The sequence below is a fragment of the Brevibacillus reuszeri genome, from assembly GCF_001187725.1.
GTDB lineage: Bacteria > Bacillota > Bacilli > Brevibacillales > Brevibacillaceae > Brevibacillus > Brevibacillus reuszeri.
This window is the reverse complement of sequence record NZ_LGIQ01000009.1, coordinates 369,689-378,040: the sequence shown is the minus strand read 5'-3', so window position 1 is coordinate 378,040 and position 8,352 is coordinate 369,689. Positions and strand designations below refer to the sequence as shown.

The window sequence follows — 8,352 nt, the reverse complement described above, 5'->3', positions numbered from 1 at the left end:
ACCAAATAAAAAATGGTCAACCAGTAAAAACTGGCTGACCTCATAATACGAAAGGGCAGGATATCGCAACACAATGGTTGTTATGTGCATCTATTATTATGGGATTATTTGTAACTACTGGGTGGGGATTAGCGTCGATCTGAATTGTTGGTTCTGACCCCATCGCGGAAGTTCGCCGTGTCCACTCGCGGGCGGTTCGGTTCCCACCACGGTGGGCATGTTAGCGCCGTGACCTGGCAAATTGAGAAACTGCTCCCTACGAAGTTGATATCACCTCAGGATTTGGAACAATGGAACGGAGCAGCGCGGCCAAACCCGCGGTGTTAGCCATACGACCCCTAAATATGTCAATGCAGGTCCTGTAGCGGTCGGCCACACCTCTCGACACGCCCATCGCTTTTCTACATTCAACGGGCAATTCAAGTGGATTTTCGTAGACACGCCCAGACCAAGACAATTTTGCCCCCACAGACCCCAATTTGGAACGGAGGAAATTTATGCTTTGGAATTTTTGGAACGCTTGGAAAATAAGGAAAGGCATCAAAAAGCCAATTATTTTCATAGAGAATGCTGGTGGATGCATATGCACAAAAAGTATTTTCAATGGAAAAACTCCAATTAAATGGTGCTTTAGAGTAAAATCTGTAGCCCCTGAGGATAATGGTTGGCGCTTCATCGGTAAATCAGATAGCGAATCATATATAAATATAGCCGAGAATAATGTTTTTTTAGATTTCAATACACTTGCTAACATCGATCCCTCTATACTTATGTTATATAATATGCCAGTTGGAACGGATTTATATATTGTAAAGGATAAAGGAAAGATACGTTTTTTCAAAACGGGAACAAAAGAGGAGATAGAAATTGATTACAGGAGTTTGTGAGTGGGTTCAGAATTCGGAAAATATTGCACGGCAAGCGCTATAGCTTCTCGTTCCAACACCCCCTCGTGACACTGGAAATTGGACGGGTTTAATATGGGAAAAGAGCTTGATCCTGTGAATCCTTGTTACATACCTTGGGCAAGTAATGGAAGCATATAGAAAAAGAGCAGGATTTACTCAAGCAAAACTAGCAGAAGTACTTAATTACACTCCCAGTAAAATTAGCAAACTTGAAAATAATCAACTGACACTAAAAGTGAATTTTTTTAGAGAGTGGGCAAAAGTACTAATTCAAACGAAGTTGTAGTAGCATTCATATATGGAGAGCAAGCAGTCAGAGAGTTAATAACGAAATTGAAAAAGTGAAGGATTCTACAACGGAGCTGAATTAGATTAAATACTGTTTTTATTGGGAAAGGAGATAAACCTTATCAAAGACAAGATCAATTTATTCGTTGATGATTCAAGGGACTGTCCTAACGGTTTCGAGATTAACCAGAAGTTATTAAGATGCCACTGAATTCTTGAATAACAACCGAATGATCATGACCTTGGGGAAGATGAACAAGAAAACCTTCTTAAAACAGGATAGTTTAATATATTTGCGAACATGGCTCAAGGATCGATACAATCTATTTACATACAGATAATCCAGTTGGTCGAACAAATAAGTACGAAACATAATTAGCCGCACATAGAAGAGGATTTATAGGTGCTGCGACTGAGATCTACCATTACTTGATTACTAAGAACAGGTATTCAACACTTTAATAAAAGACTGTTATATTGGAATGTACCTTTGAATAGAAAAAGTCTCACACTCAAGTTATAGAGCGTGAAACTTATATAGTTTCTAACTTATCCAGATTAGTTTTGATTCGATAACTCTCCATTTACCATCCTTATTCTCCAGGATAGTTTTAACCCCAATAGCGCCATCTCCAGCACGATATTTGGTGCCTTCTAATATTACCTGTTGGTTAGAAAAGTCAGCTTTTGTGATTTTAAGTAATAAGCCTTTTAGAACTAATGTCTCTGGATCATACATGCCTTTTTTTCGGAGATTATCCAAAGTAGAATCAATAACATTTACATTGTATTTCTTAAAGTAGTTAGTAATATATTCTTTGTCATCCTGTTCAATATCCTGTAGTGTACTGAAGTCTATGGCTATGAATTGAATTTCATGATTTAAAGCAGTATCGAGTGGCATATAGCTATCAAGTGCTAAGCTGTACATTTCCCCCATATTACTACTAACTGTCGTTTCGGTTTGTTCACTTACCACATGAGTTGTTGGCATAAAGTATAATGTACATAGTAATACAGCATAAGTTATTAGCTTCAATTTTATCCCTCCTTATTACATGACGTGTTAATTCAAATTTTGTTACTAAATTATGTAAAATGGGTTGAAAAATGGTGTTTTGGAGTTGCATAGGGACGGATTACTACCATTTTATAGGAAGATGAGTTTCGTGATTTATTCTGTTCATTGTCATTATTGCAAGGTAAATAGCAAAAAGCCAAAAAGCGCGAGTCTGAAGGCTACAAATCCTCCGTAACTCGCGCTTTTTGGTTCTTGGCTGCCCATTTGAGCAGATTGTGTGCCAGCAAAAGCCAACCGACCTCCAAACTTACTTTGGGTAAGCTGCGAAGCAGGAAACCAGGTTGTTCATCATTTGCCCAAACACACTTACCGATTCAATCATCCGACGAACGGAAAGCTGGTAACCTTCCTCACTTTGCAGTACCTCCCGAGCCTGCTTCTTTTGCCAGAGTTAATTCATGCTGACCTGAATTTCCGGGTTCCCTTTCGCCTGAAGATGAAGCCGGTTATATCTGTCATATGGCAAACGTAATAGAACAGGATTATCTTATTGTTGACTTGACTTTGAACAGTTTGCAAAATAGATACACGATGAAAAAAGCCGATTTTCTTACATGAATGGCACAACATTTGTTAGATACGACTAACAAATGGAGTGGTGTTTATTCGTAAGGATCTGCTTTTTATTTTTTTACTCAATATTCGCTTTTGAGACTGTTTTTATTTGCATCTTGGCAAGGTGGATTTGTTAAGGAGCACGGGAGCGGAGGAACAATTTTCTAATTCAGATTTTAAATATAATATTGACTAGTCGATAGATTCAGATTATTCTTTTAGGTAACCGGTTTCGCATCATTTTTTATATGCAAAATTTGATAAATAAGAGTTTTAGTAAACCGGTTACACATAGTCGGTGGTGAAAGGGAATTATGAAAGCAACGATTAGAGATGTAGCCAAACTTGCTGGGGTTTCCGTAGCTACGGTGTCACGGGTGATGAATCAAAAAGGATACGTAAATAGCGAAACCGAGCAAAAAGTAAATAAAGCGATGCAACAGTTGAAGTTTGAGCCCAACCAGATGGCGAGAGGATTGGCGGGCAAACGAACGAAGACGATCGCTTTGATTTTGCCGGATATCTCCAACCCGTTTTTTCCTGGCCTCGCCAGAGGAGTCGAGGATATCGCTCAAAACAACGGCTATACCGTCATTTTATGTAACTCGGACGATATGGGGGTGAAGGAACGGTCCTATATCGAGGTATTGAAAAAGAAGTACATCGACGGGATTATCTTCGCAACTAATAATCTGGTACGAGAAGATCTGGAACGGATGGAAGAGGCGCAGATTCCTTTTGTTATGCTGGATCGGGCGCCAAACATGGAGTCTGGATGCGTCATAAAGGTCGATAACTTTGGAGGTGCCAAGGCAGCAGTCGAGCATCTGCTGAATGTTGGTTGTAAAAAAATTGCCCATGTCTACGGCCCTCAGGAGCTGACCACGGCAAAGGAACGTCTCGCGGGCTATGAGGAAGTGGCGAAACAGCAGTCTTGGTATACGCCAACCTTGATGATCCCAGGAGATTTCACCATCGACGGAGGCATAAAAGCCGTAGAAGCCTTGCTTGGCAAGCACCCGGATTTGGATGGTATTTTTGCAGGAAATGACCAGATGGCTGTTGGCGTATTGAAAGGGTTGAAACGCCGGGGTATTTCCGTGCCGGGACAGGTGGCAGTTTGCGGCTTTGACGGAGTCAATCTGACGGAGATCACCGAGCCGGAACTTTCCACGATTGCACAACCGATTTACCAAATTGGTGAGCTGGCGGCTAACAAGCTGATCGAGAGAATCAATCTTTCAAGTACTCATTATGAAACGGTGGAACTGGGTGTCTCACTCATTGTCAGGGAGTCCACACGTAAAAGCGTGATGTCTGGCAGTAAGTAGTTCTCTCCGACAAGTTTGAGACGCCCGAAGAGTTGAGTCAGAGAAATCAATTTGTACAGAGAAAGGACGGTCGGGACGTTCCGAAAGTCGAAGGAGTAGTGGTGGAAGAGTGAAGCCAAATATCGTCGTAATTGGAAGCTTGAATATGGACATGGTTGTCCAGGCTCCACGTTTGCCTGTCATGGGAGAAACGTTATTGGGAAAAAGTATGCAATTCGTTCCGGGAGGGAAAGGAGCGAATCAGGCAATCGGACTCGCGCGTCTTGGAGCAGAGGTTGCCATGATTGGAAGAGTTGGTAAAGACCATTTTGGTAGTGAACTCCTCAGCTCTCTGCAGGCAGGGTGGGTAAACAGCACGGGAGTGAAGAATACGGAGTCCGCTGAAACGGGAGCCGCCTCCATCGTGCTAGCCGAAGGAGATAACATTATCATCGTCGTTCCAGGTGCCAATGCCCGTTGTACACCGGCTGACATCGAAACCCAGATCGAGTTGATTGAGAGAGCAGATATTGTTCTGATGCAATTGGAGATACCGCTTGCGACGGTGACGTACGCTGCAAAAGTAGCGAAGCAGCTTCAAAAAACAGTGATTCTCAATCCTGCACCGGCGCAAAAACTGCCCCCAGAACTCTTGGCCTGTGTAGATTACATGACGCCCAACGAGACCGAGCTCGCGATTCTTGCCGAGGGACAAACAGGCTTGGAAGAGTGTATGGACGCCATCCTGACACAAGGCGTTCGTCATGTCATCACAACGCTTGGAGCTCAGGGTGCGGCATACAAGGAAAAGGGCAAGACCTTGCTGCGAATTCCCGGTCATCAGGTACCGGTCGTCGACACGACTGGTGCGGGAGATGCATTCAATGTCGGACTGGCCTACGCGATCGGCTGTGGTCACGCCTTACCTGATGCAATCTCATTTGCCAACAAGGTGGCTGCCGTATCGGTGGGGCGTTTTGGTGCACAGCAGGGCATGCCGACACTTGAGGAAGTGGTTCATTTTTCGGAATTGTGCAAATAAAAATTTTTTACCACATAAAAGGAGTGCATACCTGTGAAAGTATTGTTTATTGGAGAATCCTGGATTGTTCATATGATTCATACAAAAGGGTACGACAGCTTCACGTCGACGAAATATGAAGAAGGTGCCACACATCTGCTGCAATGCTTGCAAAACGCTGGTATCGACGTAGATTACATGCCTGCCCATGAAGTACAGGTGCGTTTTCCGAAAAAGCTGGAAGAACTGGAGAAGTATGATGCGATCGTGCTGAGTGACATCGGTGCCAACACATTCCTGCTGCAAAACGCGACCTTCTACCAGATGGAAATCATTCCAAACAGTTTGGAGCTTATCCGGGAGTATGTGGCTAAAGGCGGTGGCTTCATGATGATTGGCGGCTATCTCTCCTTCATGGGAATTGAAGGGAAAGCCAACTATAAAAATTCCGTACTCGCAGATGTCCTGCCAGTAGTCATGATGGATGGTGATGACCGAGTAGAAAAACCGCAGGGCGTACAGCCGGAAACGATAAAAGAGCATGCTGTCACTGAGGGCTTGGGTAGTTGGCCGCGATTCCTCGGCTACAACCGCTTTGCTGCCAAAGCGGATGCGGACGTGCTTGTTCAAATCGAGGAGGACCCATTCCTCGTACTTGGTAGTTACGGCAAGGGGAAAACAGCCTGCTTCGCCAGTGATTGCGCTCCACACTGGGGACCCAAAGAGTTCATGGACTGGGAGCACTATCAAAAGCTGTGGGCACGCATATTGGAACAGATCAAGCGCTAGAGAAAGGCATATACACAAGAGGGAGAAGGTGTTCGCGTGCAAGTGAATGAGTTGGTTCGACTAAACAAGGATGCGTACATTGGTTTCCTCTCCGAGTTGGTCCAGACCGATACCCAGGTGATCGGCCACGGGGTGCTCGGAGGAAACGAACAGGCTGGACAAGCCATCATCAAGAAAAAGCTTGAGCAGCTAGGATTTGAGATCGACGAGTTTTGTGTGGATGATGAAAAAATCAAGAAGTACCCGGGAGCCAATCTGGGCCACAAAAACGAAGGACGTCCCAATATCGTCGGTGTATGGAAGGGAACAGGCAACGGCAGATCGCTGATTCTCAATGGACATATCGACACGATGCCTTTTGGTGATCGGGCCAAGTGGTCGGATGATCCTTTTTCCGGTCAGGTAAAGGGAGATGTCTTGTACGGATTGGGATCGACTGACATGAAGGCCTCCCTTGCCGCGATGATTCTGGCGGCGCAGGTGCTCCATACGATGGGTCTAAAGCTTAAGGGAGATCTCATCATCCAGTCCGTAGTGGACGAGGAAGGTGGCGGGAATGGGACTTTGGCTTGCGTGGAACGGGGCTATACGGCAGACGCCGCGATTGTCGGAGAGCCTACGCAGCTGCACATTCAGCCGGCGCATATGGGTTTTCTATTCCACGAGATTAAGGTAGAGGGAAAAAGTCTTCATTCGAGCCAACTGTGGGAAGGCGTCAATGCCATCGACAAGGCTATCAAAATCTATCAGTCGATCAAGGAATTGGAGCATCACTGGCTGATGACGCAAAGACATCCGTTGTTGCCAGGACCTACGATCAATCTCGGGGAGATCAAAGGTGGTATTGCTGGCTCTGTGGTTCCAGGCTCTTGCACGCTGAAAACCTGCCTACACTACCAGCCGAAGCAGGGAGAGTCGTATCAAGAGACCCGTGACCGCGTACATCAGCAGGTATTGGATGCGATCGACCGTGTCGTTCTCGGAGATGAATGGTTACGCGCGCATCCACCGCAGGTAACTGTCTATCAGGAAGGGTTCCCATTTGAAACGCCAGTGGCGCATCCGCTGATCCAGGAAGTGAAAGAGGTATTGGGACAGGTGCTGCAAGACGAGGTGGTCATCGAAGGAATGCCTGCTGGCTGTGATGCCCGTTTGCTCGCTGGATTCGCCAATATCCCGACCGTCATTCTGGGTTGTGGAGATCCAAGACAGTGCCATTGTATCGACGAATCGGTTCCAGTGGACCAGTTCCTTACGCTGATCGAGGTATATGCCCAATTTATCGTTTCTTGGTGTGGAGTGGAATCAAATACAAACGATTGAAACTACAGGGGGTAATGAGAAATGGTAAAAAAAGCATCGTTGTTGGCATTGGCTGCATTGGTGTCCATCATGGCAGGATGCGGAAGCACGGGAGCGGGAAACCAGCCTGCCAATCCACCAGCTTCCGCAGCTCCTGCGGATAAAGAGATTACGATTGGGGTATCGACGGCAACTCTGCGCCACCAGTTTTTCATCGATATCGACAACGGCATGAAGAAAGCAGCCGAAGAGGCAGGCGTAAAGCTCTTGGTCAATGATCCGAACCTCGATCTTGCCAAACAGGTATCTGCTGTTGAGGATTATATGCAAAAGGGCGTCAACGGTCTGATCTTGCTTGCCGTAGACAACGCGGGTGTGGTTCCGGTCGTGGAAGAAGCAAAAGAAAAAGGCATTCCGGTCATTACGGCTGACTCTGTCGTACCGAGTGACAAAGTAGACACGTTTATCGGGACAGAAAACTACGAAGCTGGCAAACAACTCGGTGAGCATCTGAAAAAACAGATTGAAGCAGATGGAAAAGACGTGAAAATTGCGGTCGTTACCCACGTACAATCCTTTGTACAAAAAGAGCGCCTGCGTGGATTCAAGGAAGTTCTCAGCAATGTAAGCGGTGTCAATATTTTGAACGATCAGCCTGGTTATGACCGTGAAAAATCAATGGCTACCGTCGAAAACATCTTACAGGCTAATCCCGACGTTGATTACATCTACGCTACTGCAGAAAACAGTGTTCTCGGAGCACTCGCGGCTCTCGAATCCGCCAAAAACACCAAGACCAAGATCGTTGGCTTTGACGTAACACCAGAGGCAGCGGAAGGAATCCGTGGCGACAAAATTCTTGCGATGATCCAGCAACAACCTGAAAAAATCGGGGAAGCAGCTGTCAAAGCGGCCATCGAAGCGATCAAAGGCAAGCAGCTCGAGAAGAATATTAGCATTCCTGTCATTTTGATGGACAAGTCCAATGTGGATGAATACTTCAAAAAATAGGAGAGGAACGGGGCTCGACAAGCCTGAGGCAAGCCGAGCCCCACTCTTTAAAAGATGCTCTAGATCATGTGAGAGGAGAGATCTGTT

8 protein-coding genes and 1 pseudogene are annotated in these 8,352 nt (G+C 45.6%); 7 read left to right on the top strand and 2 right to left on the bottom strand.

The window, feature by feature from the left end; translation table 11 throughout:
* The first annotated feature begins 497 nt into the window (after window positions 1-497).
* Window positions 498-887 carry an immunity protein Imm33 domain-containing protein gene (locus tag ADS79_RS16385; protein ID WP_049739493.1) on the top strand — a complete coding sequence of 130 codons (390 nt, stop codon included), beginning with the start codon at window positions 498-500 and terminating at the stop codon, window positions 885-887.
* A gap of 145 nt (window positions 888-1,032) precedes the next feature.
* Window positions 1,033-1,194, top strand: a complete 162-nt coding sequence (locus tag ADS79_RS36700) for a helix-turn-helix domain-containing protein (RefSeq protein ID WP_084765935.1) — start codon at window positions 1,033-1,035, stop codon at window positions 1,192-1,194.
* Window positions 1,195-1,740: 546 nt separating this feature from the next.
* Here the strand turns inward: ADS79_RS36700 and ADS79_RS16380 are convergent.
* Both ADS79_RS16380 and ADS79_RS36695 read right to left on the bottom strand, forming a co-directional pair.
* Window positions 1,741-2,235 carry a hypothetical protein gene (locus ADS79_RS16380; protein WP_049739492.1) on the bottom strand — a complete coding sequence of 165 codons (495 nt, stop codon included), beginning with the start codon at window positions 2,233-2,235 and terminating at the stop codon, window positions 1,741-1,743.
* Between the two features lie 200 nt (window positions 2,236-2,435).
* A pseudogene (locus ADS79_RS36695) lies at window positions 2,436-2,710 on the bottom strand (transposase); the annotation flags it as partial.
* Window positions 2,711-3,146: 436 nt separating this feature from the next.
* Between ADS79_RS36695 and ADS79_RS16375 the strand changes: the two are divergent.
* From ADS79_RS16375 to ADS79_RS16355, 5 genes are all read left to right on the top strand, one after another.
* Entirely contained in the window at window positions 3,147-4,163 is a 1,017-nt protein-coding gene (locus tag ADS79_RS16375) for a LacI family DNA-binding transcriptional regulator (protein WP_049739491.1), read from the top strand.
* Between the two features lie 109 nt (window positions 4,164-4,272).
* Window positions 4,273-5,184: a ribokinase gene (rbsK, locus tag ADS79_RS16370; protein ID WP_084765933.1), complete on the top strand. Its 912-nt coding sequence runs from the start codon at window positions 4,273-4,275 to the stop codon at window positions 5,182-5,184.
* 33 nt (window positions 5,185-5,217) lie between these two features.
* The gene (locus ADS79_RS16365; protein WP_049739490.1) at window positions 5,218-5,952 is read left to right on the top strand and encodes a glutamine amidotransferase; all 735 of its coding nucleotides are present in this window, start codon (window positions 5,218-5,220) and stop codon (window positions 5,950-5,952) included.
* Between the two features lie 36 nt (window positions 5,953-5,988).
* Window positions 5,989-7,275, top strand: a complete 1,287-nt coding sequence (locus tag ADS79_RS16360; protein ID WP_049739489.1) for an ArgE/DapE family deacylase — start codon at window positions 5,989-5,991, stop codon at window positions 7,273-7,275.
* Between the two features lie 21 nt (window positions 7,276-7,296).
* Entirely contained in the window at window positions 7,297-8,265 is a 969-nt protein-coding gene (locus ADS79_RS16355) for a substrate-binding domain-containing protein (RefSeq protein ID WP_049739488.1), read from the top strand.
* Window positions 8,266-8,352: the final 87 nt, after the last annotated feature.